Raw genomic sequence first — 26382 nt, forward strand, 5'->3', positions numbered from 1 at the left:
AATCGGTTGACTTTTATCTTAGAATTTTGATACAATAGTAGGCGGTATTGTTTACCCCATTTGTAAGGCCCCGGAACCTTTCAAATAACTTGCGGACCGGAACATCCGCCCTGTAAACAAAAACGACATTCATATAGGAGAAATCATGAACAAAACTACATTCATGGCTAAACCAGGCCAAGTAGAACGCAAATGGTACGTTGTTGACGCAACTGATGTACCTCTTGGACGCCTTTCAGCAGTTGTTGCTAGCGTGCTTCGCGGAAAAAACAAACCAACATTCACACCTCACACTGATACAGGTGACTTCGTAATCGTTATCAATGCTGAAAAAGTTAAATTGACTGGTAAAAAAGCAACTGATAAGATCTACTACACTCACTCAAACCACCCAGGTGGATTGAAATCAATCTCTGCTGGTGAACTTCGTTCTAAAAATGCAGTACGTTTGATCGAGAAATCAGTTAAAGGTATGCTTCCACACAATACTCTTGGCCGCGCTCAAGGTATGAAATTGAAAGTATTCGTTGGAGCTGAGCACACTCACGCTGCACAACAACCAGAAGTTCTTGATATTTCAGGACTTATCTAAGGAAAGGAACAATAAAGTATGTCACAAGCACAATATGCAGGTACTGGACGTCGTAAAAACGCTGTTGCACGCGTTCGCCTTGTTCCAGGAACTGGTAAAATCACTGTTAACAAAAAAGATGTTGAAGAGTACATCCCACACGCTGACCTTCGTCTTGTAATCAACCAACCATTCGCAGTTACTTCAACTGCAGGTTCATACGACGTTTTCGTTAACGTTGTAGGTGGTGGATACGCTGGTCAAGCAGGAGCTATCCGTCACGGTATCGCTCGTGCCCTTCTTCAAGTAGACCCAGACTTCCGCGATTCATTGAAACGCGCAGGACTTCTTACACGTGACTCACGTAAAGTTGAACGTAAGAAACCAGGTCTTAAGAAAGCTCGTAAAGCTTCACAATTCTCAAAACGTTAATCAAAACGATTATATCAACGTTTCGAAACACTTCATGGTTCACACCATGGAGTGTTTTTTTGATGATTTTTAGGAAAATTCACACCACTTTTCACACCAAATTCACACCATTATTTATTTAGGGAGCGATAAGCAATCTCTCCAACAGCCATTGGGATTACGTTTGAAGTGTTGACATAAGTCTTAGTTGTAATCGTATCACTATGAGTGAGTGCTTCAGAAATAGCTTCCATAGAGGTTCCAGCCTGTTTAGCGAGTGTAGCTCCTGTATGTCGTAATTTATGAGGGGTTGCATGTGTGAGTTCTGGATGACGACGCTTAACAGATTTCATCTTGTTGTTAAGATAATCAGCATGGAGACAACTGTTTACATTTCCCTTTGTATCAATATACGTAAAAACATACTGTTCAGGAGTTTGCATGATGTTAAATGAAGCCAGTTCAGATTTTTGTTGCTTCTTCCAAGAATTTAACAAGTCGGTAAGTTCTTGTGGAATCGAAAAAATCGTCTTTTTATTCCCTTTAGTTGACTTTCGATTTTTATATCGATCTAAGGCTTGAAGCAATTGAATTTGTTGATTTTTGAAATCAATATGTTTCCATTGCAAAGCGTAGCTCTCTGACTTTCTATCTCCTAAAAAGAAGGTAGTATAGAACAAAACATAGTCTTTGAATAGAATTTTTTCAGTCTCCAAATCCTTTTCAAAAGCTGTAAACCATGCTTGAAGTTCTTCTTGAGATAGATATAAATCTTCATCTTTTTTAGATTCCTGTAGCTTGATTTTCTTAGTGGCTTTGATACGGCTTATAGTTTTTGATAGGCGATTAGTTTCGATATACTCTAATTCTTCTGCCCAGTCAAAGATAGAGTTAACGTAGCTCCTGATAACTTTGAAGTTGGCATATTCTTCAGCCTTTTGAGTCAATAAATTTAGTACAACTTGCTTATTTTGATTAAGAAAGTCTATTGAATAATTCCCAAGTAAGGGTAAGATGTGTTTTCTAAAAGCAATTTCTGTTCCAACTATAGTTGCTTGAGAAGGTGGTTTAGCAGTAGAAGTAGTCTGACCTGCTTTGTAGGATTCCCACCAAACGTTTTGATAAAAATCGGAAAAGAGGATTGAACCATTTGTTTCCAATGAGGTTGAATCTCCGCTTAAAATTTTATCAATCCTGTTTTGTAATTCAAGTTCGTATTTTTTAGCCTCACTCCTTAGTTTGAAACGTTTTTCAATCACTTTTTTATCAATTCCCAATGATGATTTGACTTCTTCTGGGATATAGATACGTAAGCGATAAGTTCCATTTTTAGTTTTTGTAATTGACATAGTATTCTCCTTTTTTTGAATTGAGCTAGAAAAATACCGTGGCTTAATTATATCAAACCACGGTTATAATGCTACTGATTTTGTAACCACTGACCAATTTATTCTTTATTTCATTTTCTATGCTAATTTATGTAAAAAAGTTAACAAAAAGGGATTGAAATTTCATTTTCAACCCTTTTTTTCTTTGAAAAAAAGTGGGAAAGGAATAGTTTTATACTTATCCTTTTCCACTCTTTTTATTTTGTCTCGTTAATAATTGTGTTAATAGCTGAAATGACTTTATTTTGTTTGTACTCTGGTAAAGATTTGATAGTGTCAATAAGCTGTGCTAAATCAGTACTTTCTTCTTTAAGTGTTAAATCAAAAAAGGTTTGTAGATCAACATTTAACGCTTCTATAATTTTCTCAAGCGTACTAATTTTTATATTGGGCTCTAAATTTTCTAACTTATACGCGTAATTGGTGCCAAGATCTGCTTTTTCTTCTAATTGTTCCTGAGTCATTCCTGACTGGGTCCGCAGAATCCGTATTCTTTTGCTTATATACTTTTGTAATTTTGACATTTGTAACCTCGTAAGACTATTTTACAGTCTTAGAAGGTTAGATTCTAGTTCTTAAAAGGTTGGATACAACTTTACAAAGTTGATAAAATGTAGTATAATTCGGGTGTTTATAATTAGATAGTGATAAATTGCTCAATACTTAATCATAAAGGTGGGAATTATGAAAAAGAAAACGATCAAAGCAACTGTATCCGCTGTATCAATAGCTACAGCTTTTGCGGGATTTTCTGTTGTACAAGCGGATGAAGTAACTGCAACTCAGCCAAATGAGTCAACATTAAGTGTTGAATCGACGTCTCCTTCGTCTACAAATATAAAACAAGTAGACGGGGTATTTGTCCATAATGGAATTGCAACTGTAACGAAAACGCCAACTTCTGAAGTTGTAGAAGAAGCAAGAACGATCAAGGAAGAAACGGATCAATCGGTTTCAAATCAAGAAAGTGCATTAGAAAACGCTAAGGCTTCGGAAGCAACCGCTGCATCAAAAGTTTCCGATACAAATGTTGACTTAAAGAATGCTGAGGCGAATAAAGAATTAGCTACGCCTGAAAAAATTGAAAAAACGAAGAATGAAATATCAGAAGTAAAAGCTGATATTGAGAAAAAGGAAACATCACTAAAAGATGCATCTGATAAAGTTCTAGAAGCTGAGAAAGAACGTAATCAGCAATCAGATGTTATTAAAAAAGATCAAGATAAAATTTCAGAGCAAGAAAAGAAAGTTTCGACAGCTGAGGGAGCAGTAGCAACTGCACAAAAAAATCTTGATGGTACTGGAGCATCGGAAATCATTGCTGAAAGAGACAAAGCAAAAAGTGATGTAGCTGAAAAAGAATCAGCAGAATCAGCAGCGAAAGAGGCTTTGGAAAATGCCATTTACGAAGACAAAAATAAAGCCGAAGAACTCAGTAAAGCTTCTGCTGATGAAAAAACGCAACTTAGTGCTAGTCAAGTTTCTGCTAAACAATTAGCAGATGCTAAAAAGGTTGCAGAAGAAGCAGCGAGTGCATTAGTGAAGGCTCAAAAAGAGAAAGAAACTGCTCAGAAGGTTTTAGACGGTACAGGCGTCGAAGAAATAGTAGCAGAACGTGATGCGGCTAAGAAAAATATAGATGCTAAAACAGCAACTGAAAATACAGCGAAACAAGAACTTGATCGTGCCAAAGAAGCGGACGATAAAAAAGCTACTGCACTAAAAAATGCAAAATCAGTTGAAGCGGATCAAATAAAGAAAAATCAAGAAACGGCAGCAAACTTGTCATCTGCTGAAGAAAAACAAAAACAAGCACAAGAGAATCTAAAGAAAGCTCAAGAAAATAAGGTTTCAGCTCAAAGTAATCTTGAAGCTTCTGAATCACAACTTGCCCAAACAATTGCAAATCGAGATAGTAAAGCAAATGATTTAGCAAATAAACAAAATAGTAAGATTCGTGCAGAAGAAGAGCTCAAAACAGCTAAAGAAAATGATGCTAAAAAAGCTTCAGAAATTTCAGCTTTAACTACTAAGAAAAACCAAGAAGAGGCAAAAGTAAATGAAACTTCAAATGAGCTAGCGAGTGCTACATCAGCGGCTCAGGAAGCAAAAGAGAATAAAGAGAAAGCTGATCAATCAGTTGAAATGCTGAATAAACAAATTGCAGCAATTAAAAATCTCACTATTCCTCAATTGCCTCAAGATGTCATTGATGCTTACAAGGCTTATCTTGCCGATAATTCTGATGCAAATAAAAATGCATTAAACGATGTTATTCAAAAATGGTTCACAGGTAGTAAGTATGATTTTGGTACTCCAGAGACGGAATATTCTCCTGAACACCAAAATATTGTTATCAAAGGTTGGCCAAATAAGGATATTGTTTTGCCTATCGATGACTCTGAAGTCGATTTGGATAATCTTACAGATAAACAGATTGAAGCTTTGAGTCAATATTATGTGCTTCTCGCAAACAATCTGCAAGACCAAGTCTGGGGAAGCCATGATTTTATAGTTACTAAAGAATCTGTTCAAGGTGTTAAAAATATCGCAAAAGCTTATGCTGATGAGAATAAACCATTTGGTACAAGTCATAGTGTGACAGCTCTTGCAAAAGATGGATTGGATTCAATCGCTTGGGCTGGCGAAAATATGAGCTTCAATAATACATTACTAGGTTTTAGTGCTTATTATTCAGAAGCAAAAGAAACACGAAAAGCTACAATGTCTCAATTGTATCGCGAGGTATATGATGCTGTAATTAGCTTTATGGCAAATGATGTACATGCATATTTTGGACATATGAGATTAATGATTGGAGAGAAAGCTCCTTCAAATATACAAGCAGTCGGGGTAGCAAATAGCCTAACACCTAGTGGCGTTGGTCGAATGCATTTTATTAAATTCAAAGGTCAATCTAGCCATTTCGATTATATTAAAGATGAACAAACAGGTGAGTATCACTCTAAGTTCATTGACGACTATTATGATAAAGGAATTGCCAAACCTCTAGCTACTCCATTTGATACTTCAAAAATGGAAGATGAATTAACAGCTGCTAAAGCTAAACAGACTGCAGCAAATACGGCAAATGATTCTGCACAGAATCGTTTGGAAAAAGCTAAATCAGAAAATGATTCAAGTACAAAAGCTCTCAAAGAAACGACAGCAAAATTAGATGCTCTAAAAGCTACTCCTGATCAAACACCTGCAGCTACTACAAAATTGGAAATCGCTACACAAAATTATAATGAAGCACAAACCCAATTTAATAAGGCTCAGGATGCACTTGATCAATTAAATGCTGATATTCAAAGCAAGCGTCAAGCTTTAGCAAATGCAAAAGATAATTTAGACCAGGCCACAACAGCAGAAGTAAAAGCTAAATCTGATCTTGAAAAAGCAAAAGTAGAAAATCAAAATGCAAATCAAAATCTGAAACAAACTCAAAAACTAGTAGCAGAATTGATGTCAGTTCCTGATCAAACTCCAGGTGCACAGAAGAAATACGACAATGCGAAACAACTAAAAGAAGAAGCTGAAACAAGATATATCAAAGCTCAAACAGCTCTGGATAACTTAAATGCAGACCTTCAAGTTAAGCAAAAAGCATTAGAAACTGCAAAAGAGGAGCTTGAAAAAGCAATAGCAGCAGATAAGACAGCAAGAAACAATTTAGATGAAGTAACTAAAATTCATGAAAAACATTTGGCAGCCTTAAATACTACACGTCAAACGATTGCAAGATTAAACTCAATCTCTGATAAGACACCTCTTGCACAAAAGAATCTAGATGAAACTTCTAAACAATTAGTTGCTGCCAAGACTCGTTATGCAAAAGCACAATCAGCAGTTGAAAATCTAAATGCAGATATTCAAACAAAACAAAAAGTTTTAGCAGATGCGCGTGTAGAATTGGATAAAGAACTTAAAGTTCTTTCAGATCTTAAAGCTAAAAAAGCTACGGATGAAGCAGAACTCAGAAACCGTCAGAATAAAGTTGAAGAGTTAAAAGCTAAAGAAAGTCAAATTAAGAATGAAATTTCTAAATTAAAGACTAACTTAGTTGCTTTAGAAACACTTTTGGATCATCTTGAAAATGCAGATGCATATTTGATGAAAGCAAAAGGAGCATATGACAATGCAGTTGAAGAGCACCGTTTAACACTTGAGAATGTAGCAAGAGAGGAAGCTAAACTTAAAACACTTCTACAAGATCAATTGGATGCAACTGCACAATATGAAGCTGTTAGGGAAGCCTATTTAAATACTCGTACAAGACAAAGCGAAGTCTTTAACGATAAAGTAGATCACAAGATGATTTCTCTTAATCCTGCGTTAGAAAAGAGTATATCAGAAAATACTTCTAACGAACAAGTATATAGCTATGCTGGAAATCAAGCTAAATATGCTGCAAATAGAGCCTTGCCTAATACAGGTTCAATTGAGAATTGGTTAGTGTTTGCAATGGGAATTGTTCTTTGTAGTTTTGGTATTTCAGTATCACGGAAACAGCGTGATTAATAAAAGCTGGTAAGTATTTCTTATTGTAGTAATGAATAAAAGTTTATCATTCAAAATTTGATTTTTTACTAATGATTTTAGTGAAACTAGGTATATGAAAAAAATAATTAATATCTTTAGATATTTATAGGAGGAAAAATAATGAAAAAAATTATTGCTTTAGTTGTTTTAGTACTTGCGGTTGCCGGTGGGGTATTCTTTTTCTTGAATCAAAATTCAGGACCAGAGAAGCAAATTATTGGTACTTGGTATGATAGTAAACACGATTCAACTATCGTTTTCAATAGCGATAAAACACTAGAAGTAACAAATAATAAAGACGAATCTAGAGATGGAACTTGGAAAATCGCTGGAAAATATGTCAAATTAAAGGTTTCTAGTGCAGCGAGTGCAAAAGCTGAATTACCTGGAAAAGATGAAAAAGAAGTAAAATATTTAAAGATTCAATTTAATTCAATTGAAACTGTTAACAGTGATTTTCGTGTAGCAGACGGAACTTTTGAAAAACAGTAATATAATTTAAGTATCTATCTTAAATATAGTTAGAAGATAAATAATAAAAGGATTTGGAATTAATGTTATTGTTAACATGATTCTAAGTCTTTTTTATTGAGATTTTATCAAATAGAAAAAGTAAAAAAATCTTAAGAATAGCGCTACATCAGTGTTCTTAAGATTTTTAACTATATGGTGTCCAACCTACAAAATGGCAATCTATCTATTGCTCTTTTTTATTGTGAGACTATTAGTCTGTCTAACTCTGTGAGGCTCGAGAGAAATGATTTTAGTAGATAATATAAAATAGATAACCTTATATATTGTAATATTATTTTTGCCTCAGAGAACGAGCTTATCAGTAAATTGCTTGGTAAATTTTAAAAAGATATATTTAAATTAAAAGACGGAACTTTGAGAATGACTTTACGAATGATATTAAAAAGACCTTTAAAATAATTGATTTTAAAAAGATAGTTTTCGTTAGATTAATTTATTTGCACGTCAAACACTATAAAAATTCTAGCGACATGCTTGTCACTAGAATTTTTATAAGAGAGTGAAATTATCCAACTCCTATAACTATGATTCCTCCAAGTATTACTAAAGATAAGTAAAAAAATAATTTTTTATTCATAATAGCAACCTCTTTTCTTTTTCTCCTATGATATAATGTTATTCAAGATATTGTAATAAATTCCCTTATACACAATTTAAGAGGTACTTTAAATGAAATTCGGAAAAATTTTTAAAAAATTTAGAGAATCAAGAGGACTGTCACTAAAAGATGTTTCTAAATGTGGAGTATCAAGTTCTCACCTGTCAAGGTTTGAGCATGAAGAGGCTGATTTAACTATTACTAAATTCATTTTAGCACTTGAAGCAATTAATATGCCAATTGAAGAATTTATATACGCGGCGCGCGATTTTCATAGAGATGACTTTAATGAATTGTTAGAGAAAATTCGTTTATTAGTAGCAAAGCGAGATATCGTTGGTATGGAAAATTTACTGATTAGTTTGTTGGAAAATAAAAAGAAGAAAGGCCCTTTTTATGAGCTAAATACGATTTTGGTTAAGATTCGTTTACAGGACTTATCAGGAAAGATCTATGTGACAGATCAAGATATTAGTTTTATCAGTGAGTACTTATTTTCTGTAGAATACTGGGGGTGTTATGAATTGTTGTTGTTTATGAATACATTAGATGTTTTAAATCATGAAACTATGATGGTTTTATCAAAAGAAATGTGCCATCGCTCTGAATTTTATAGAGATATTCCAAATAATCGTCGTTTACTATCGACCATGTTGTTAAATGCCTATATAACATGTATTGAACGAAACGAGCTAATAGATGCTCTTTATTTTGAAAAACAACTAAAATTTTGTAACTTCTCAGAAACTGAAATTTATGAAAAACTAGTGTTTCATTATGCGAAAAATTTGTACGATTTAAAGAAAACTCATAATCAATATGCTTTAATTGAGATGAGAAAATGTATCGCAACAATGAAATTAGTAAATAGTCAACAGTTAGCATGTACGTTTGAACATCATTTAGAACAAGTGTTGAACGATTTAGAATAAATTGTGTATAAGGGAATTTTTTATAGCGCTCCTAAAATGGTAATATGATATCTATATAAAACATAGGAGGTGAAAATAATGGAAGAACTACAAGTTATTAACCTTGAAGATCTTTTAGAGTTTGATCAAGGTTATGTTGTTAATAATAACTGTGGACCAAGTCATTCTTGTGGTGGCGGTCGATAGTTTCTTCCGAGGTGGGGAAAAATTTCCCCATCTCTGTTTTCATTAATGAGGATTGCTATGATTAAAAAAATTGATACTGATTTTGGTACATATTATTTTGATTCCATTTCTTTTACTTTGTCTTCTTCACCTGAATATAAAAATACGTCTAATACTTTGGATAATCTTGATGATGGAATCTTGAAGAAAGTTGTAATAAATATTTCAAATAGCTGTAATCTATCGTGTTCGTACTGTTATGCTGATGGTGGAAACTATGGCATGGACAATCGAGTAATGGATTTTGATACTGCTGATAAGATAATTCAGGAAATTGTAAGTAAGGGAATAAAACAAATTAATCGATTAATACTTTTTGGAGGAGAGCCTTTTTTAAATATTGAGTTGTTTGTATATTTTATTGAGAAATTATCTAAATTTTTAAATATATTAAAAGTTGAGACTGTTACTAATGGTACTGTTTTGAATCATCGAGTAAAGCATATGTTAAATAAATTTCATCCATTTTTAACAATTAGTTTAGATGGACCAGAGGTTGTTCATGATAGGTTAAGGGGAAAAGGAAGTCACAGAAAGACTCTGAGATTCATTAAGTATTTAAAAAGTATTGATTATGATAATTTCGAAATTGCATCAACGTATACTCGTATTCATCAAAAAAATGGTATTAGTAGAGAAGCTATTTTCAAATATTTTACTGAGATGGATGTTCATTTTAATGTTAATGATGTCTTCAGTAAAAATAAAGTACTTATTGTTAAAGAAATGGAAAAAAGTTTATCTGAAAGAAAAACTTTTATAGATACATCTATTCAGAATGTAATTGATTGTAATGAGAAAGCATTTATTAGCCCAATCTTATACGATGTTTTAATATCTATGATTTACAAGAGTACAAACCATACTTTCTGCGATGATATTGATCCTTCCAATACAATTACTTTTGACGTAGATGGAAGTAAGAAGTTGTGCTTTAGATTCTGGGGGAGTCATAATAGTCCAAATGTTGAAACATTTAATAATAAGGATAATTTTTCTAAGTGTAAAGATTGCTGGTGTAGAGGTATGTGTATAGAATGTGTTGCCAATGTAATTGATGGTTATTCCACTGTCATTAACGAGAATGGAGAATTCATAGAATGCCACAAGCCAGAACTTATGGAATACTGCATACAACAAATTATATACCTTTCTAGAGATAAAGAGCGACTATCTAAGTTGGTAAATAATTTCAGGAGGTTTATACGTTATGCTTAGATCTTATGTAACCAAGAAGCACTTATTCTTCTATTTTGTGGCGATTATGATTACTTGGCTGGAGGCTATCATTACACCAGCTTTGATTCAGTATATTGTCTCTAGTTTTACCAATCACCAGTTGCATTTGCTATGGCAAGTCTTGGTTTGGGGGATTATTGGAAATTTGATTCTCTTGCTGGGTTTGGCGGGGAAACGTTATTACTATGCACGAGTACTGACAGACTTCAAGTTGGGTATTAAGAAGGATATCTTTCAGACTTTCTTATATAGTCGTCGGATTGCGGATGAGGAAGTTTTGTCAGACTTGGAAAATGATGTAAAACAGCTAGAAGATAATTATATTGAGTCGACTGTTATTATCATTTCTTCTTTGGGATTTACAACCGTCTCTATCTGTTATGCTCTTTGGACTAATTTTTATCTTGGCTTGCTCTTTATCGTTTTTTATTCGATACCTACTCTTTGTAGTGGAATTGGCTCTAAACGTTTGGATGAAATTACGAAGGAGAAGTCCCTAGCGAACCAAGTCTATGTCTCTCAAACAACCAATATGATCGCAGGTGCTCGTTCCATACGGTATTATCGGGGACAAAGTTTGTTTTTCAAATTGTTTTCTAAAGATTTGCATAAGACTCTAAAGGAAGAAATCGCCTATGAGAAGCAACGGACCATAAATAGTCTCTTTATCAATGGAATTGATGCTTTTTGCTCGGTCGCGCCTATTGTCATTGGTGGTTTCATGACCTATTATAACTACCTATCTGCAGCCAGCTTTGTAGGGATTTACCTAGTATCGTATAATATTGGCTATCAATTTCAGGAGTTGTCTTATTTTATCAATACTAGAAAATCAGCTAAGTCTCTCTGTGATAAATATCAAAAATTGCTGGGAGTGGGCTTTGAAATGCCTTCTGTTCTCGAAGGTTCTGTCTTTCCTATCCAGTTAAAGCAAGTAAGTGTAGTGCGTGATGGTCAAGAAATTCTAGCCCCTTGTGACCTAACTATTGAGGAAGGCGAAAAGATTGCTATTATCGGAGAAAGTGGGTCTGGGAAAACCACCTTACTGAACCTAATTTATGGTGAAATTAAGCCCAGTCATGGTCGGATTCGCTACCATGGGCAAGAGCTAACCTCGGATGAACTTTATCAGGCAGGAGCCTACATTCTCCAGTCTAGTCATATCTTTGATGGTTTGAGCCTAGAGGAAAATATTGCTTTGGGACAAGAACTGGATTCCGTAAAGATGGATGAAATCCTGCGACAAACTGGTTTGAAAGCTCTTCAAAGCAAAACCCCTAGTAACCAGACTCTGTCAGGCGGTGAGAAGCAGCGGTTAGAAATTGCACGTGCTCTCTATCACAATCGCCAATTTATCCTAGCTGATGAAGTCAAAGCCAATCTGGACCTTAAAAATCAAGAGAAAATCAGTCAACTTCTCTTCTCGCTCCCTCAAGCACTCGTAGAAGTGATTCATCACTATAGTGAAGAGGACTTGAAGCGCTATGATAAGGTGATAAAACTGGAGAAATAGGTGGAGGTATAGGTTTCAGAAAGGAGTGGCAAGTTCTCTCTTTTTTGTAGGTTGGATAATAAAAACTCTGTCTAAAAATATCAGTACAATAACATCAAACTAGGGATGTAGCTAGTGAAAGTCCTACAGTAAGGAGTTGAAATATGAAATTCCATGAATTTGGGGATAAGAATTTACCTCTTGAGCAAGTCTGGGCAGAGATTCGGAAGCGAGGGTTCAAGAACAAGATGTTTAAAACTCTCAATGAAGTCATTGATAAGTTGCAAGAAGTGATTAGGAGCTTGCATTGGACAGTACTATTGTTCATAGAAGTTGGATTAGTTTTAGATTTTAGGTGAGTATGAATAATTGAAAAATAAAAGTCATAATGTTATAATTTGTGATATAAAGATAAATATTACATAGAATAGAGGTGGCCATATGGGGAAACTATTGGCGAGCCGAATGCGTAGTCGGAGAAAAGAACTGAATTTGTCTCAGGTTGAATTGGCTGCTGGTATCTGTGAACAGGCCCAAATCAGTAAAATTGAGCGAGATGCAGACTATAGTCCTGGCTCAGACTTAATATATGCCCTTGCAAAAAAGCTAAATGTATCAATGGACTACTTTTTTGACGAGGATATCCATGTCGAATCGGAGTTTTTGACTCAATTTCGTGCTGTATCTAAGAAATTCTTAGACTTACGAGATTATGATTCACTAAAATATATCTATGAGTTAGAAGCTGCGAAGACAGTAAAACTCCCTCTCTCCGATCAGTTATACCTTCAGTGGATAGAGGCTATTGTGTTGTTTAACCATGACCTTAAACAGAATGAAGCGATCAAAAAATTAGAAGCTATTTTGTCAAAATATAGCGAATATGATTGGGAATATTTGAATATCTCAAATAGTTTATTACACTTTTACTTTCAGACGGATGAACTCTCAAAATTTGAAGAAGTCTATAATCGCATGACCAATCTTTTTAAGAGTGTTAAGGTTCGGACAATTGATGAACTTGAAATTCTGATTAAATGTCGGTATAACTTTTGTCGGTATCTATGGTTAAACCAGCAAACAGAGAGAGCGATAAGTGAGACTTTTGAAACGATTGGTATTTGTCTCAAAAATAATAGTTTCTACTGTTTAGCTAATCTTTACTGTTTACTTGGGAATGTTAGTGAAGGTTTTGCCCATAAAGATGCCGTTAAACAGTACTTTGTAACAGCGCAGCATGCATACCTGCTAGAGGGAAATGATAAGATGGCTTTAGACCTTGAGCGTTTTATCAATGAAACATTCCCAGCATAATTGTTATAGACAACTCAGTCTTTACTGTGTTGTTTTTTATATGCATTTATTATAACATCTCTCATGAAACGAGTTATTTCTACGGTTAAAATAAACTTATTCGTAATAAAAAAATAAAATAAAAAAATCTTTATAAATATAATTGACGAATAATTTTCTGCGTGATAGAATACAATCAAGGAATATGAAAGGGGTTGCAAGATATGAAGAAAGCAACTAAAAAGTTTGTTGTCGCAGTTTTATTAGCGGGTTTATTAGTTATTGTTTGTAAACCATCGATAAATCCCGCTCCCGCCCCTTTAGGCTTTGATCCTGGAGAATTATATTCTGTAAAATTTTAAAATATGAATTGTACAATTTTATGAATAAGCTGGTAGTATTACCAGTTCAAAGAAAGGATAGTTGCCAATGTACTAAGTTGTCATAAGTTACTAAAAAAGAGTTGTAATTGTTAGTTTTAGTCAAAAATGAAATGGAAACTATGTTATGAAGAAAAGAATTAAGAAGATTATTTCAACATCGTTACTTGCTCTTACCCTAGCTGGTGCAGGTGGTTCAATCGCTTCTGCCGCAACAGTTTATTATAAAGGTTCTGCCGTTTATTGGAACTATGGTCGTACAGTAGGACTTTGGAGTTACTCACACGTTCAATCTGGTGTGTATGAACACGCAGCAAGTGCTAACGGAGGTTTCTCAGGTTGGAAACGGCCAGGAATTGAAGCACGTGCATCTAGATATATTGGAAGTGGTACAGCACAATGTTACTGGAATTGTAGGTAAGCGCCTATGACATACAAAAACATGTTATTAGGTAAAATGAAGTACTTAATCCTGTTTTTGATTGCCATTCAGAGCGTACTACTTGCTCTGATGGCAATTTTTTTTACAGGTGTTCAGTATGAGGAGGCATGGCAAAGTTATAACCGTAATTCTAGGACAGTTACAGTTTATCTTCAAAGATTATCTGAAGAACAGGCGCAAAGTGTATACCAATACTTTTTGGAACAAAGTGACTTGTCTATTTGGACGAAACGTACTACAAATAGTAGTAGGGATGGTTCAATAAATAGAATATATTTAGATGTTCTTGGCAATCCTGAAGGTTTTTCAGATTTTACAAACGGTGGTAAAATAATTTTATCACGCCAACAAATTTCAGATTTATTATCCCATAGTGACAATAACTTGACTATTGGACTTGATAAGGGAACTGATAATATGCTCTATGAATTACCGAGCTTGTTATTTACAACCCCTGTTGTTATTAATCGGTTAGACCATATTTTTCAAGAAACAAATACAATAAACGGGATATATCATATCAATGGTCTTCAGGACGACCTCTCAAGAGAAACGTTTTTATCAAATCTCTCATCTATTACTGGGATTTCTGTTGAAGACTTGACTAGAGAGAGTTTTGGCAGTAATACTGTTGAGGGAATTGTGCCAATCGTTTTAGCTGCTAGTATTGCAGTAAATGCTATGGTTCTTCTTGTTCTTTTCCTAATATGTGTTTTACAATCCTTTAAACATTTTGGGACATTGATACTACTTGGATGGGATAGGAAGGAGTTGTGGTCTGCCCTCTTCAAGGATTCTATTCTGTTTTCTATTTATATTGCACCTGTTTCCGCACTAGCAACTTGGTTTTTGTCAGGTTGGGCTAGTTTTGGATTATCATCATTTGTGTTAGTCTTTGCGGGTACAAGTCTTTCAATCTTGTTACTATTGCTAACATTAATTATTCCAAGTATTGTTGTTTATTTGGTTTCTCCATTAGCTGCAATTCATAAACGGTTACCAATGAAACCATTAATGGCAACCAGTTTGTTATTCTATACTTTAGTAGCTGGTTTATTAATAGCAGTTAGTCATTCCTTAGATGCGCCAATGAATCAGTTCATTGATAATGTCAAAGTAGCTAGGGAGTGGAAAAGTGTCGAAAATATGTATGTTATTTCGGATTTTGTAGAAGGGGATGATATAGGAACCTACTCTGGTAATACAAATTCATTAGAAAGCAGCATGTATCACTTTTACCAACGAATTTCAGAGATTCCAGGTGTTTATATTGCTCAGGGAGAATATCTCGGGCAAGAATACCTTGATACAATCTATGGTACGTATCAAAATGTTCCTAAAAAACCATTTTGGTATTTAACCTATTCTTATAATTACTTATCTGAACTAGGAGTTGAGTTAAGTAATGAAGAATTATCCGAAATACGTAATGGTGCCAGATTGTACCTTATTCCTGATACTCTAGGTTCAGCGGATGTTGAAACCATGAAGGCTTACTTACAAGAAGTTGTTCGAGTAAAACCAGGGGATATAGGGACTAAGTTTACAGAAAATCCAAGATTTTTATTTAGAACCTATCAGCCATCTAAGTCCATTTTTACTTGGTCAAGATCAATCGATCGTGGTGTAACTAGTGAAGAACCTGTTATTTTTGTAGCAGCTCCTGAAAACTTGTACTTCATGGAATCAGCAAACCTATCTGTGAGTGGATATGACGGAATTTTGAAAGTTCGTGATAAGGAAACAATGAATCAGGTAAAATCAATTTTAGATAATGAGTTCCCTGATTTATCAGACAATGCACTGAAATTTACAACGGTTAAGAATTATATCAATGGACTTCAGAAAGATCTAGGCTATACTTTCTACCTATTTGGAAGTATCATCGCTATTATTGTCTTTACTATGATGGCTATCTTTTGGAGTTTTGTCTTGATTTATCGCTTGCTTTTCGAAGAAAAACTGTATGTACAATACTTCATGGGCTTTTCTCCTTGGAAGAGGTATAGCGGAGTTTTTTCTCTTGTAGTTGGTGTTTCTGCGATAGAACTACTAGTTTCTATCTTACTAGGCTCTAAGTTGGGAATAGTTTTAACACTAGTTACATTTGCTTTCCAATTATTACTTCTTTACTTCAATCTATTCCGTAAAGAAGTAGAAAGTCTCATACAATCGTTTAAGGGGTGATTTAATGTCTATGATTTCCGTACAAAATGTATCAAAAAAATTTGGGTCACGTGAGATTTTAAAAGACTTAAGTTTTGATGTTGAGGAAAATGAATTTGTAGCTTTAGTAGGTCCATCTGGTTCTGGAAAATCTACATTACTCAATATGATTGGCCTTTTGGATAATATTGATAGTGGTAAGATTTTAATCAACGGGAAGATCTTACCAAAAGTGAATTCGCGTTCTGCGGTTAACTATCGAAAGAATGTTATCAACTATCTATTTCAATCAAATGCACTCATCTCTACATCCAGTGTAAAAGATAATCTCATGCTTGCTATGAACTTTACTAATTTCTCTAAGGAAGAGAAGGAGAAAAAGATTAAAGAAACCTTGCGGTTTGTTGGTTTGGAAAATAGACTAGATAGCAAGGTCAATGAATTATCTGGAGGTGAGCAGCAGAGAATCGCCATCGTGAGAGCTATTCTAAAACCAGGTGATATCATCTTGGCAGATGAACCAACAGGTTCATTGGATCCTGATATGGCTCAAAAATCATTTGACTTAATTCGGTCATTGAGAGATCAGTTTGGAAAAACAATTCTAATCGTCACACATAATTTAGACCATGCGAAACAATGTGATCGAATTGTCTCGTTGAAATCAGCTTTTGTAAATTAGTCTACTCACTCGCAACTGAGACAATCATTTTAGTCTATAGAACAACGAAGAAAGTGGAAGTTTAAGGATGAAAATTTTGAATACTATATGACACAACAGCCAAATTTGTACAATCATCTAGAGTTATAAACTTATCTAGTAGTTGAAAATCATATTGATGACATCCTTTGTCTGCATATAATTTTCAACAATAAATTAGTAGATATGGTTGTTTTACATTCATTTCAAAAGAAAACTGTCCCTATCCCACATTGTTTTAAAGGCGAGACTGTGACAGTCTTAGATGACGATGAGGTGACGTGGCATTTGTTAGAATTTCAGGATTTTAGAACTTGTTTGACTTCAGTGATTTAGCATGGAGTTCACTAAAATATAAGAAAAAGAATTTTATCAGGAGAAGTATACTACTATATATAGCGGAAAATCGTAAAAAAGCAAAGACGAAGTAATTACCTCGTCTTTGCTTTTTTAGTATAATGAACACCTTCATGTCAATGAAGTCAATATCGGATGGCAGCCCTTTTGAGTAATCAAAAATACCCAAATTAATTAAAACTTGCGCATCTTATTAATTTTACAAATTGGGTATTACTACTTTATGTCACCCTTTTTCAAATATATTATACAAAAAATGAAAAGGCTTACAAGTAATTGACGGTTATAGGAACTATAATTCTCATCACTTTGAACATTAAAAAGGAGAGAACCAATTTAGTCCTCTCCAGATTGTAACTTTATATCAACCCACTACAGTTGACAATGATCCAAGGATCAGTCGCTATCATCTCTATGGGGCAAGCAAGGCAAGTACAGACACAACAGGGAATCCCTTTGTTTATAACAGCAAAGCCCGTGACGATACTGGACTTGACTATTCAGGATAGGGTTACCTCTATGAAGGTAGCTCTATTTTTTTGACTGTGAATGAATCGAAGCAATGGGATTACACAGAGTTAGAATTTCTTTTTGCTTTGACTGAGATACATGAGTATAGATTTGTGTGACTGAGATAGAACTATGTCCAAGAATTTGTTGAATGTATCGAATATCTACATCACTATCTAGAAGCATTGTTGCGAAACTATGTCTAAACATATGGGGGGTAATAGGTGTAGTTAAGTTATGTTGTTTAACAAGGGTATTTAGAATTAAACGTACACTTTGCTCTGACAATGGTTTGAAAGAATATTTTCCAGAGAATAGGTAGTTACCGGGTTGAAAACAGTAGTTATTTATATATGTTTCTAGTAAGCTAAATGTTATTTGATCTCCTAAAAATAGGATACGTTCTTTCTTACCTTTTCCCATAATATGGAGAGTCCTATTTGAAAGATTAATATTTTTAAGATGAATATGACAAAGTTCGGAAATCCTAATACCAGTTGAAAGCAATAGGGAAATGATTAGCAAATTTCTTTCAGCTTTTTGTTTTTGATATTTAGTTTTTGAATAGGTAATTTTCTGTTCTAGATGTAAAAAAATACTTTTCAAAATATCATGAGGAATCGTTTTAGGTAATATTTTTTCCGTTCTAAATTGAAAACGTAATTGATTAAAAGGATTCTCATCAACTAAATTATGATATTTTAAGTAGCTGTAAAACACCTTCAGACTAGCAATTTTGCGACGTAATGTATTAGATTTAATATTGGATTTCGTCAAATGTTCAACATAGGTTTCCACACTGCTGTAATTTGAATTGTAAAATTGCAAAAGATCATTTTTGTAAGCTCGAATCGTATGTGAACTCAAGCGTCTATGGGTTTTGCAGTAGTCTAAGAAAGTAGAAATATGTTTATAATCCATGAATAACTCCTTTATCAATAATCATGCTATTATAAACTTATTTGAATGCTTTGTATAGTGATAATAAATAGTTATCGGTAGGAGAAATGGTATGGAAAAAACACCAATAATCATGTTGAATAGTGATGAAAAAAATTTTTTGATTCAGATTGATTCTAGGATTAAATCAATACTACTTGAACTACCAGTACAATATCATGAGATTCTTCAAGTAGTAAACGGAAGTCGATTTAGACCGTTATTAACATATTATGGCTATAAGTTGTTTTCTGAAAATATGAATGAAAAAGTTTACAATTCTGCAATTGCTGTTGAGTTAATTCATAAATCCTCTATTATAATTGATGATATTATTGATCAAGATGATAAAAGACATAGCATATCTACAGTACACAAGCAATATTCTATTAATGAAGCCTTAGTAATCACAGTTTTTTTATTAGGGAAGTGTATTGAATTATTATCTGAGATTGATGGTTCTACAATTAGAGTATTTAGTCATATGATTATTAGAATGTGCCAGGGAACAATACAAGAATTGAATATCGATATGAATGTAAGTATTGATAAAATAAAAGAAATCTTAGATAGCCAAACTTCGCAAGTTATTCAAAATTGTTTAGTGATTGGCATGAAATCACATAACCCTGAATTAGACAATCAACATTTAGCAATTATTGGTTATAAATTAGGCTACTTGTTTCAGCTACTAAATGATTGCGAAGCTTACTTTAATCCTGAATTTACTGTAGAATACAAAGGGAATTATAATTTTGATATTAATAAAAATAGGAAAAATTTATGTTACATTTACCTTGAACAGTTTCTCTCTAATAAAGAAAAAAAAGAGCTTCATAATAAAGATAAAGCGACTAATTTAGAAATTTTATTGAGTAAATATAATGTGTTAAAATATATAAAAAATGAAGTTTCGCTAATTGAGACTGATATAAAAAAACAATGTGAAACTTTAGAAAAAAAATACTCTATGGAAAGACTAAATTATTTTATTGATTATTCGATTGAACTAGCAAAGGCGAGAGCAGGGATCTACTAAGATAAAAGACCAGAGATTGGGATTCTCTGGTCTTTTTAACAATGCTAGTTTTGTGATAAAAATGGCTGGAGTAGTCTATATAGATTTATCAAAATAGGGATGTAACCTATCGGATTAAGTGTTTTTCCATTGAATAACTGCGGAAAGTTAGGGGAATCTTTATAGAGTTTAAATAGCTCAACATAATCTTTATTAACTTGTTTATTACTGTGATCAGTTATATCATATTCTTTTAACTGCATTCCTTTTATTTTGTTTATTATCTCTTTAACATATTTCTTCCAGAGATAGTCAAAAATTAAATAACCAAAACCAATCAGTATAAAAATTATTCCCCAAGTAATTAGAAACACTAAATTATTAGGTGTATCTATTACTAACTTATTATCAGTAAATTTAATAGCAGATAATGGAGTAGTTAAATAGAATAGAGTGGTATAAGCAATACCTAAAATTCCAAAATAATTACTAAATGAACTCATACTATCGGTAAATTTAACTATCCAATCAGATTCAGATGGATTATGTAGGGAAAATGGGACTAATGAAATAAAATCAAATTTTGAAATTTTCCTTAATAAGAGAATATAAAGTATGTACTTTAAATACAGTTGTATTGCAATAAATACCGTTAGAATTAAAGTAATTGCACCATAGATTGTGATTAGCTCGTGCAGAGTAAGAACTTCTAAAAATATTAGTGAAACGAAATAAATTAAACCAGTTATAAAACAAATAGATATACTATACCATTTTTTTAAATAACTACTATACTTACTAAGCATTGGAAATAGTGGAAGATTGTTGACTTTAGTACCTGAAATAGATGTTTTAAGTTTTATTTCTTTTTTCATTAAATTTTTGTATGTGATAACTTGGACTAACAATAGAGAATTTACTCCAAGAACATACACATAGTTATATTTTAATGATGAATCAAAAATTGATACTATAATTCCAATAAAAATCCAACAAATAAAAATAATTGTCCAAAAGCATTTTTGGGATAGAATTTTATCGACTATTTTTATTTCCACACCGTTTCTCCTACCGATAACTATTTATTATCACTAGTATACCATAAATTCCTATCCCCAATATGTTTTCGATTGTAGTTTTCATTCTCAAAGACTTTTTGAACAGCCTCATAATACTTTTTCTTTAATAACTGAATATGTGGTATTTTATCTATTGGCAACAACGCACCAAAAATGGTGCATTTCTCTTTTTTTTTGCTATAATAGAAATAAATAAAAGGAGGAGTTACATGATTGGAGAAAATATAAAAACGTTACGTAAAACACATAAATTAACGCAGCCTGAGTTTGCAAAGATTATTGGTATCTCTCGAAATAGCTTGAGTCGTTATGAAAATGGGACAAGTTCAATTTCGACAGAATTAATAGATCGTATCTGCAAGAAATTTAATGTTTCTTATATCGATATCGTAGGGGAGGAAAAAATGCTCACACCAGTAGAAGATTATCAGTTAACTCTGAAAATTGAAGTGATTAAAGAACGAGGGGCGAATATCTTAGCGCAACTTTATCGTTTTCAAGATGAACAAGGAATTGCATTTGATGATACTTCAAATCCTTGGGTTCTAATGAGCGATGATTTGTCTGATTTGATTAATACGAGGATTTATCTTGTTTCAACTTTTGAGGATATAGAGCGATTTAATGGCTATTTGGATGGCATTGAACGTATGCTAGAACAAGCTACTCATCTGGTGGTGGCTTAATGAAACTAGAAGAATTTAGTCAAGATAATTTTGAACAAGCCTCCAAACGACTCGTTCGTTCTTTAACTCGTGGAAAAACAACCTCATCTCATCCTAAGGCTATTTTGCTCGGTGGACAGAGTGGTGCTGGGAAAACAACGATTCATCGTATTAAACAAAGGGAATTTCAAGGAAATATCATTATCATTGATGGAGACAGTTATCGCTCTTTTCATCCGAACTACCTTGGCCTACAGGAAAAGTATGGCAAAGATAGTGTGGATTATACCAAAGTATTCGCGGGACAAATGGTTGAATATCTTGTAGATGAGTTGAGTAAAAAAGGTTATCATTTATTAATCGAGGGTACCTTGAGAACAACAGAAGTCCCTAGAAAAACTGCACAATTATTGACAACTAGAGGATATCAAGTCTCACTTGCACTGATTGCAACAAAGCCAGAATTGTCCTATCTCAGTACTTTGATACGTTATGAGGAGCTCTACGCCATAGATCCTAGTCAAGCGAGAGCGACTCCCAAAGAGCACCATGATGGAATTGTAGAACATTTAGTTGCTAACTTACGAGAGTTAGAAAATGACAAAATTTTTAATCAAATTCAAATTTATCAAAGAGATCAATCGTGTGTTTACGATTCGGAAGTACATCAAATCTCAGCAGCAGGAGTTCTACACGAATGCCTATTTGGAAAATGGAACAAGGTGGAAAAAGAGATGTTGAAGTTGGGACAGGAACGGTTGAATTCATTAAAAATCAAGTAGTTCCACATTTTATAAAATATATTAGGGGAAGTAATGGAATTTAAAAAACTAGTAATTGAAAACTTTCGTAATTTTAATTCTATTGAAATTAACTTATCAAATAGAAATGTGATATTTGGAATGAATGATTCAGGGAAAACAAATCTTTTGTTTGCAATGAGATATCTGTTAGATAGAAGTATCAGAAATAAAGGTTTTATTAAATCGGATTATCATAGACATGATACTAGTATACCTATCAGAATACAACTTGAACTTGATTTGTCTGATAGAAAAATGGAGGAGGATGAAGAATCACTAAAGTCTTCGCATTCACGTCTATTAATTTCAACAGTGGCTGGAGCAAGAAAAAATTCCAGTTTAGATACATTTTTTATTTCCTTGGAGGCGATATATGATGAGAAAGAGTTGTTTGGAAATCCGGTATTAAGTTGGGGTTCTACTTTAGATGACTTAATGGAAGTTCCTCAATATGGTACAAGAAGTGATATTGATAAGATTTTCCAAATAGTCTATGTAAATCCTGCTATCGAGATGGATGCATTTTTTAAGCGAAATAGAAAATTATTGTTCTCAGATGATACTAAGACTGACGAAGATGTGGACCTTGAGAAAGCGATCGAGAGTAGTATTAGTGAATTAAATAAAAATATTTCTAATTTAAGTTTAATCACGAGGGTTCAATCACAACTAACTGATGCCTACAAAAGCTATCGTAAAGAAGATTTAGAGATAAAAATTCAATCAGAAATATCAATTTCAGGCTATTTAGATAATCTTACACCATACATCAATTGGAATGGAGACACTCAAAATTATCCAACATCTGGAGATGGCCGAAAAAAACTCTTATCATATGCTATTAATCATCTGATTTCAGAAAAACAGTACAGTAGTAAAGTGATAATTTATCTAATAGAGGAACCAGAGAATAGTTTACACAGATCAGTACAAGTATCGCTTTCTAAACAGCTTTTTATTCAGAATATATACGAATACTTCTTCTTAACAACGCATTCGGCAGAAGTACTTTATGAAATGAATAATACTCAACTCATAAAGATAACTAATCAACAGGAATCAACAGGACATTCTTCATACTACAAGGTGCCAAGTGAGTTTTCAAATTTAAAGAAAAAATTGAATAAATCCTTAGCGCAGTCTATCTTCTATGATAGGGTTCTTTTGGTTGAAGGTCCATCAGAATACTACCTATTTTTTGCTATTTTTGAATATCTTAGCCCTGATTTTGAAGCGGAAGGAAAATACTTGTTACAAGTCGACGGTATTAATTTTAAACCGTATGCAAAACTGTATAGAGAATTAGGAATAGATTTTTTTGTGAAGACAGATAATGATTTAAAAGCTAGTCGTAGTGATAAACATGTATTTTCTCCTATTGGCTTAAATAGGTGTATTGACTTGCTTGACCAAAGTGTGACTCCTAGATTAGATAATTATCGTATAGATTTCTCTTCAAAAGATGAGAGAAAACAGAATATAAAGTCTAAAAAAGAAGAATTATATTCGACTAACCATAGTCTAGTATCTCAATTAAATGCAGAGGGAATCTTTATATCAGAAGTTGATTTAGAAAATGACTTGGCTCAGGTTTTATCCGATAGCGAGAGGAGTGAAATGAGTGAATTCGATTTTGTAAATTGGTTACAAAGTAGTAAACAGTACAACATGTTGGAATATATAGATAATTATCTGTCTCTCGATATTGCACATAAAATTGTGAAGTCAGATTATTTTAAAGTATTATCGGAGTTTTTAGACTATGAATGATATTGCTAAACAAGACGAGAATGTCAAAAAAGAATTATTAGAGTACCAAGGAAACATTCTAATTTTAGCTAATGCAGGTTCAGGAAAAACAACTTTTTTAGCTGAGAAGCTAGAAAGAGACTCCAAAAAGTTAGATAATTATCAAAAACTAGCAGCGATAACTTTTACTCGTAATGCAACTGAAGAAATAAAACAGAAATTAATTGATATTCCAGAAAATGTTGTCATATCAACAATTGATTCATTTCTAGATAAAGAAATAATTCTTCCTTTCCTTGATCAAAGATATGAACTTGCAACGCCATTACAGTTTAGTTTTCAGCAAGAATATAAGTTTAATAATTTTGATATTGGACTAAGTCAAATAATGCAAAATGGTATTTTTGCTACTTATGATAATAAGACCGCTCAGCTAGGTAAGAATTTTAAATGTGAAGTTGCTTTAGATATTCTAATACACACTAAGTCGGCATCAGAGTATCTAAAATATAAATTTAATTCACTTTATATTGATGAGTTTCAGGATTGTGATCAATCTATGAATGATCTATTCATGTACTTGAAAGCTGAATTAGGGATTCGTTTATTTATTGTAGGAGATGATAAACAGTCAATTTATCAATGGAGAGGGGCTTCTCCTAGGTATATTAAAAATTTATGGGAAAACGATAATAATTTTAAAAAAGAGAGGTTTATTGGTAATTTTAGGAGTTTACCTAAAATTGTAGATTTTTCATTAGCCCTAACTCCAGGGGTACAAATAAATTTTATTAATAAATTAGGATCTATTTTATATTTAAAGGCTGAGCAGTATTCTTTAAAAGAAGATATTATCAGATTCTTAATAGAGAATGGCGACATAAATTTGAATGAGCAAAATTATTTTTTAATTGGAAATAATCAACATATTTTTGAAACAGCAACACAACTAGGTAGAATATTCCCAAACCAATTTGATTATGTCAGAAAAAATCCTTTTATAGAGTGTACCAATAGTATTTTTTTACAATCTTTGGCTCAATATTATTTTGTTGAAGACTTTTCTGAGTATGATGTATTAAACAATCTTTTTCCTGATTATAATGATGATTTTAGGAGAGGATTATTAAAAAAATTGAAAAACTTGCGTCAAAATCCTGAGCGCTTACTTATCGAAGATATAGCTTCATACCTAGGTATATCAATTACACAGTTTGGAGATAAATTAGAAAGTCAAATATTACTTGACGTTTTAATTGATGATGAGAATAGAAAGTTATTTGATACTAGTTCATTGAAAAATAATTTATTAATGACTACTCATAGTTCAAAAGGTTTAGCTGCAGATACTGTAGTAATTTTTGTAGAATATTTGATTGATCGAAAACAAGGGTTGAAATTTGAAGATCATTATGTTGCAATTACTAGAGCAAAATCAAAGGTTATTATTATTGATAATCAGACAATTTATATTGATGAAATCAATAGATTATTAAGCAACAATAATGAGAAATTTTCTTTTGAAGATTTTATAGAAAGACGGTATATATGATTAGTTTAAATCAAGATAAATTGCAATTTGATATTACAGGTATTCTAGGTTCTGAAATTAATCAGCACATTGATTTTTATAATATTGGAGTTGAAGAAGCTTATGTTGCAATAAAAAATAATGATGACAGTACAGCTCTGTCCATTTTACGAATATTAAAATCACAACTAGACATAGAGTATAAGTATTTTGATTCTAAAAGGTTTTGGGATTTTGGTACATTAAACGATGCTTATAGTTATGTTGATGGTATAAAAAGAGCTAGTCGAGCATTGGTGGGAGCACCCAATTATCGAAATATGAAATCCATGCTTTATGACATTCAAGATTATATGACTAGAACAAGGTTTGACGATGATAGGTATTACGGGAACATATTCGCTTTAGCTGTTGACAGATATTTAGATGAGATGATGCCTTCGGAACGTCATTCGCGTTTAGGAATATTCCTTCAAGGGATTAGAACATTTTACCATCGACCAGGAAAAGGTACAGCAAAACAATGTCATGCTCTATCTAAAGGTCTCCGTTCCAAGGATATAGAACCTTTTATCTTCATAGAGTATATTGAGAAATATTTGCGATAATTTATAATGCACTCCGTATATCAAATGTACAAAACAATAACAATTCAAATGGTGTGAACTTTTTGGTAAAATCTAGCTCAATTTGTGTATTTTTAGGGTGAAATTCACACCATTCAATTGAAAGTTATTCAAATTAGATGAAATATTTCTTTCTTAAAACGTGGGGAAACATTGATATTAAGCATATATTGAAATTCATTCAAATAC

Annotated in this window: 23 protein-coding genes and 1 pseudogene; 20 read left to right on the plus strand and 4 right to left on the minus strand. The window is 32.9% G+C overall.

Going from position 1 to position 26382, the window contains the following annotated elements; all coding sequences use genetic code 11:
• Positions 1-145: 145 nt before the first annotated feature.
• Together rplM and rpsI are read left to right on the plus strand one after the other, a co-directional pair.
• Positions 146-592 (plus strand): 50S ribosomal protein L13, encoded by a 447-nt coding sequence (gene rplM, locus RIN70_RS01860; RefSeq protein WP_002876943.1) that lies wholly within the window; start codon positions 146-148, stop codon positions 590-592.
• Between the two features lie 18 nt (positions 593-610).
• Positions 611-1003, plus strand: a complete 393-nt coding sequence (gene rpsI / locus RIN70_RS01865; protein ID WP_002893764.1) for a 30S ribosomal protein S9 — start codon at positions 611-613, stop codon at positions 1001-1003.
• Between the two features lie 110 nt (positions 1004-1113).
• Here the strand turns inward: rpsI and RIN70_RS01870 are convergent, their stop codons facing one another.
• Together RIN70_RS01870 and RIN70_RS01875 are read right to left on the minus strand one after the other, a co-directional pair.
• Positions 1114-2331: a tyrosine-type recombinase/integrase gene (locus RIN70_RS01870; protein ID WP_195228018.1), complete on the minus strand. Its 1218-nt coding sequence runs from the start codon at positions 2329-2331 to the stop codon at positions 1114-1116.
• A gap of 236 nt (positions 2332-2567) precedes the next feature.
• Positions 2568-2894: a helix-turn-helix domain-containing protein gene (locus RIN70_RS01875; protein ID WP_003010093.1), complete on the minus strand. Its 327-nt coding sequence runs from the start codon at positions 2892-2894 to the stop codon at positions 2568-2570.
• A 160-nt stretch (positions 2895-3054) separates the two neighbouring features.
• Between RIN70_RS01875 and RIN70_RS01880 the strand changes: the two genes are divergently transcribed.
• The 12 genes and pseudogenes from RIN70_RS01880 to RIN70_RS01930 all read left to right on the plus strand — a co-directional run bounded on the left by RIN70_RS01880 (position 3055) and on the right by RIN70_RS01930 (position 16898).
• On the plus strand, positions 3055-6894 hold the full coding sequence (locus tag RIN70_RS01880; RefSeq protein WP_313790638.1) for an SEC10/PgrA surface exclusion domain-containing protein: 3840 nt from the start codon (positions 3055-3057) through the stop codon (positions 6892-6894).
• Positions 6895-7035: 141 nt separating this feature from the next.
• Positions 7036-7407, plus strand: a complete 372-nt coding sequence (locus RIN70_RS01885) for a hypothetical protein (RefSeq protein ID WP_003004846.1) — start codon at positions 7036-7038, stop codon at positions 7405-7407.
• Between the two features lie 711 nt (positions 7408-8118).
• The gene (locus RIN70_RS01890) at positions 8119-8979 is read left to right on the plus strand and encodes an Rgg/GadR/MutR family transcriptional regulator (protein WP_313790639.1); all 861 of its coding nucleotides are present in this window, start codon (positions 8119-8121) and stop codon (positions 8977-8979) included.
• Positions 8980-9057: 78 nt separating this feature from the next.
• The gene (gene gggA, locus RIN70_RS10375) at positions 9058-9165 is read left to right on the plus strand and encodes a streptosactin (RefSeq protein ID WP_023919395.1); all 108 of its coding nucleotides are present in this window, start codon (positions 9058-9060) and stop codon (positions 9163-9165) included.
• Positions 9166-9222: 57 nt separating this feature from the next.
• Complete coding sequence (gggB, locus tag RIN70_RS01895) at positions 9223-10422, plus strand: streptosactin maturase GggB (RefSeq protein WP_023919393.1); 1200 nt, start codon at positions 9223-9225, stop codon at positions 10420-10422.
• Positions 10415-11956, plus strand: a complete 1542-nt coding sequence (gene gggC / locus RIN70_RS01900; RefSeq protein WP_313790640.1) for a streptosactin export ABC transporter GggC — start codon at positions 10415-10417, stop codon at positions 11954-11956. The genes gggB and gggC overlap by 8 nt, the downstream gene beginning before the upstream one ends.
• 176 nt (positions 11957-12132) lie before the next feature.
• Positions 12133-12290, plus strand: a pseudogene (locus RIN70_RS01905) (IS630 family transposase); the annotation flags it as partial.
• A gap of 86 nt (positions 12291-12376) precedes the next feature.
• Positions 12377-13249, plus strand: a complete 873-nt coding sequence (locus tag RIN70_RS01910; RefSeq protein ID WP_049496925.1) for a helix-turn-helix domain-containing protein — start codon at positions 12377-12379, stop codon at positions 13247-13249.
• 203 nt (positions 13250-13452) lie between these two features.
• Positions 13453-13590, plus strand: coding sequence for a hypothetical protein (locus tag RIN70_RS01915; protein ID WP_313790641.1), 138 nt, complete (start codon positions 13453-13455; stop codon positions 13588-13590).
• Between the two features lie 145 nt (positions 13591-13735).
• On the plus strand, positions 13736-14029 hold the full coding sequence (locus RIN70_RS01920) for a hypothetical protein (protein ID WP_023919386.1): 294 nt from the start codon (positions 13736-13738) through the stop codon (positions 14027-14029).
• Positions 14030-14050: 21 nt separating this feature from the next.
• Positions 14051-16237 carry an ABC transporter permease gene (locus tag RIN70_RS01925; RefSeq protein ID WP_313790642.1) on the plus strand — a complete coding sequence of 729 codons (2187 nt, stop codon included), beginning with the start codon at positions 14051-14053 and terminating at the stop codon, positions 16235-16237.
• A 4-nt stretch (positions 16238-16241) separates the two neighbouring features.
• Positions 16242-16898: an ABC transporter ATP-binding protein gene (locus tag RIN70_RS01930; protein WP_049492958.1), complete on the plus strand. Its 657-nt coding sequence runs from the start codon at positions 16242-16244 to the stop codon at positions 16896-16898.
• Positions 16899-17804: 906 nt separating this feature from the next.
• Here RIN70_RS01930 and RIN70_RS01935 read toward each other — a convergent pair.
• Complete coding sequence (locus tag RIN70_RS01935; RefSeq protein ID WP_195228015.1) at positions 17805-18704, minus strand: tyrosine-type recombinase/integrase; 900 nt, start codon at positions 18702-18704, stop codon at positions 17805-17807.
• Positions 18705-18795: 91 nt separating this feature from the next.
• Between RIN70_RS01935 and RIN70_RS01940 the strand changes: the two genes are divergently transcribed.
• Positions 18796-19761: a polyprenyl synthetase family protein gene (locus RIN70_RS01940; RefSeq protein ID WP_313790643.1), complete on the plus strand. Its 966-nt coding sequence runs from the start codon at positions 18796-18798 to the stop codon at positions 19759-19761.
• Between the two features lie 44 nt (positions 19762-19805).
• Here RIN70_RS01940 and RIN70_RS01945 read toward each other — a convergent pair whose 3' ends face one another.
• Complete coding sequence (locus RIN70_RS01945) at positions 19806-20798, minus strand: hypothetical protein (protein ID WP_313790644.1); 993 nt, start codon at positions 20796-20798, stop codon at positions 19806-19808.
• A 230-nt stretch (positions 20799-21028) separates the two neighbouring features.
• Here RIN70_RS01945 and pezA point away from each other — a divergent pair, with 230 nt between their 5' ends.
• The 5 genes from pezA to RIN70_RS01970 are packed head-to-tail and all read left to right on the plus strand — an operon-like array spanning position 21029 to position 26175.
• Positions 21029-21505, plus strand: a complete 477-nt coding sequence (gene pezA / locus RIN70_RS01950; RefSeq protein ID WP_175743795.1) for a type II toxin-antitoxin system antitoxin PezA — start codon at positions 21029-21031, stop codon at positions 21503-21505.
• On the plus strand, positions 21505-22266 hold the full coding sequence (gene pezT / locus RIN70_RS01955; RefSeq protein ID WP_313790645.1) for a type II toxin-antitoxin system toxin PezT: 762 nt from the start codon (positions 21505-21507) through the stop codon (positions 22264-22266). The genes pezA and pezT overlap by 1 nt, the downstream gene beginning before the upstream one ends.
• A gap of 33 nt (positions 22267-22299) precedes the next feature.
• Positions 22300-24057, plus strand: a complete 1758-nt coding sequence (locus RIN70_RS01960; RefSeq protein ID WP_313790646.1) for an ATP-dependent nuclease — start codon at positions 22300-22302, stop codon at positions 24055-24057.
• Entirely contained in the window at positions 24050-25588 is a 1539-nt protein-coding gene (locus RIN70_RS01965; protein WP_313790647.1) for a UvrD-helicase domain-containing protein, read from the plus strand. Before RIN70_RS01960 ends, RIN70_RS01965 begins: the two co-directional genes overlap by 8 nt.
• On the plus strand, positions 25585-26175 hold the full coding sequence (locus RIN70_RS01970) for a hypothetical protein (RefSeq protein ID WP_195228013.1): 591 nt from the start codon (positions 25585-25587) through the stop codon (positions 26173-26175). Before RIN70_RS01965 ends, RIN70_RS01970 begins: the two co-directional genes overlap by 4 nt.
• Positions 26176-26382 lie beyond the last annotated feature (207 nt).

Origin of the sequence: Streptococcus parasanguinis (assembly GCF_032163505.1) — a bacterium.
Lineage (GTDB): Bacteria > Bacillota > Bacilli > Lactobacillales > Streptococcaceae > Streptococcus > Streptococcus parasanguinis_V.

Coding starts and splice junctions, on each gene's coding strand:
- RIN70_RS01915 (WP_313790641.1), top strand. CDS start 13,453: ATGAAGAAAGCAACTAAAAAGTTTGTTGTCGCAGTTTTATTAGCGGGT.
- RIN70_RS01890 (WP_313790639.1), top strand. CDS start 8,119: ATGAAATTCGGAAAAATTTTTAAAAAATTTAGAGAATCAAGAGGACTG.
- pezA (WP_175743795.1), top strand. CDS start 21,029: ATGATTGGAGAAAATATAAAAACGTTACGTAAAACACATAAATTAACG.
- RIN70_RS01970 (WP_195228013.1), top strand. CDS start 25,585: ATGATTAGTTTAAATCAAGATAAATTGCAATTTGATATTACAGGTATT.
- RIN70_RS01965 (WP_313790647.1), top strand. CDS start 24,050: ATGAATGATATTGCTAAACAAGACGAGAATGTCAAAAAAGAATTATTA.
- rpsI (WP_002893764.1), top strand. CDS start 611: ATGTCACAAGCACAATATGCAGGTACTGGACGTCGTAAAAACGCTGTT.
- gggC (WP_313790640.1), top strand. CDS start 10,415: ATGCTTAGATCTTATGTAACCAAGAAGCACTTATTCTTCTATTTTGTG.
- RIN70_RS01920 (WP_023919386.1), top strand. CDS start 13,736: ATGAAGAAAAGAATTAAGAAGATTATTTCAACATCGTTACTTGCTCTT.
- RIN70_RS01930 (WP_049492958.1), top strand. CDS start 16,242: ATGTCTATGATTTCCGTACAAAATGTATCAAAAAAATTTGGGTCACGT.
- RIN70_RS01940 (WP_313790643.1), top strand. CDS start 18,796: ATGGAAAAAACACCAATAATCATGTTGAATAGTGATGAAAAAAATTTT.
- RIN70_RS01885 (WP_003004846.1), top strand. CDS start 7,036: ATGAAAAAAATTATTGCTTTAGTTGTTTTAGTACTTGCGGTTGCCGGT.
- RIN70_RS01880 (WP_313790638.1), top strand. CDS start 3,055: ATGAAAAAGAAAACGATCAAAGCAACTGTATCCGCTGTATCAATAGCT.
- RIN70_RS01935 (WP_195228015.1), bottom strand. CDS start 18,704: ATGGATTATAAACATATTTCTACTTTCTTAGACTACTGCAAAACCCAT.
- RIN70_RS01960 (WP_313790646.1), top strand. CDS start 22,300: ATGGAATTTAAAAAACTAGTAATTGAAAACTTTCGTAATTTTAATTCT.
- RIN70_RS01870 (WP_195228018.1), bottom strand. CDS start 2,331: ATGTCAATTACAAAAACTAAAAATGGAACTTATCGCTTACGTATCTAT.
- gggB (WP_023919393.1), top strand. CDS start 9,223: ATGATTAAAAAAATTGATACTGATTTTGGTACATATTATTTTGATTCC.
- RIN70_RS01875 (WP_003010093.1), bottom strand. CDS start 2,894: ATGTCAAAATTACAAAAGTATATAAGCAAAAGAATACGGATTCTGCGG.
- pezT (WP_313790645.1), top strand. CDS start 21,505: ATGAAACTAGAAGAATTTAGTCAAGATAATTTTGAACAAGCCTCCAAA.
- RIN70_RS01910 (WP_049496925.1), top strand. CDS start 12,377: ATGGGGAAACTATTGGCGAGCCGAATGCGTAGTCGGAGAAAAGAACTG.
- gggA (WP_023919395.1), top strand. CDS start 9,058: ATGGAAGAACTACAAGTTATTAACCTTGAAGATCTTTTAGAGTTTGAT.
- RIN70_RS01925 (WP_313790642.1), top strand. CDS start 14,051: ATGTTATTAGGTAAAATGAAGTACTTAATCCTGTTTTTGATTGCCATT.
- rplM (WP_002876943.1), top strand. CDS start 146: ATGAACAAAACTACATTCATGGCTAAACCAGGCCAAGTAGAACGCAAA.